This window comes from Streptomyces sp. NPDC102274, from assembly GCF_044766385.1.
In the GTDB taxonomy this organism is placed as follows: Bacteria; Actinomycetota; Actinomycetes; order Streptomycetales; family Streptomycetaceae; genus Streptomyces.
Window position 1 is genome coordinate 1 of record NZ_JBIWLW010000152.1, and the last position, 1,158, is coordinate 1,158.

Here is a 1,158-nt window from a genome sequence, read left to right on the forward strand (position 1 = left end):
CGGTTCGATCCAGTAGTGGCGGCGTTGGAAGGCGTAGGTGGGCAGGTCGACGGGTGTCCCGCCGTCCAGGACTCGGTCCCAGGCAATGTCCTGGCCCGAGACATACAACGCCCCCAACGCCTGAACCAGCGTACGGACCTCATCAACAGGCCCCTCGGCACTCCGGGCGGCACGCTGGGACGCCACGAACACCGCCTCACCCTCCACACACCCCGCACCCATCGCCGACAGAACACCCGCCGGACCACACTCCACATAACGCACGACCCCCGCCTGCTCCAGCGTACGGACCGCATCGAAGAAACGAACCGCATCACGAACCTGACGCACCCAATACCCCGGATCCGCCAGCTCCCCCTCACCGGCCCACCGCCCCGTCACCGTCGAAACCAGCGGAATCACCGGCGCACCGAACGAGCACCCCTCCACAACCCGCCCATACTCCGCCAACATCACCTCCATATGCGCCGAATGAAACGCATGCGACACCTCCAACCGCCGCGTCCGCCGCCCCAGACCCACAAAACGCTCCACCACCACCGCCACCGCAGCCGCATCCCCACTGACCACCGTCTGCGCAGGACCATTCAGCCCCGCCACCGACACCCGACCCCCCACACCAGCCAGAACCTCCAGCACCTCCGGCTCCGAAGCCTCAACCGACACCATCGCCCCACCACGCTCACACCCCTGCATCAACCGACCACGCGCCGCCACCAACCGCGCCGCATCCCCCAGACCCAACACCCCCGCCACATACGCCGCCACCAACTCACCCACCGAATGACCCACCACCGCACCAGGCACCACACCCCACGACCCCCACAACCGGAACAACGCCACCTCCACCGCGAACAACGCAGGCTGCGCAAACTCCGTCTCATGAACCAACCCCGCATCCACACCCCCCTCCCCAGCAAAAACCACCGCCGCCAACGGCACACGCACATACGGCTCCAACGCCGCACACACCTCATCAAAAGCATCCCGGAACACCGGGAACCGCGCATACAACTCCCGCCCCATCCCAATCCGCTGAGACCCCTGCCCCGTGAACAACACCGCCAGACCACCATCCACAGCCACACCCGCCGAAACACCCGCCGACACCTGACCCCCCGCAAGCGCACGCAAAGCATCAACCGCCTCGGCAGTGGT

The 1,158-nt window shown here is 66.7% G+C and carries 1 protein-coding gene; it reads right to left on the minus strand.

Annotated features, from left to right (window positions below):
* Positions 1-1,158 (minus strand): acyltransferase domain-containing protein (locus ACIRQP_RS42500; protein WP_403900853.1); only part of this gene is annotated, 1,158 nt, incomplete at both ends.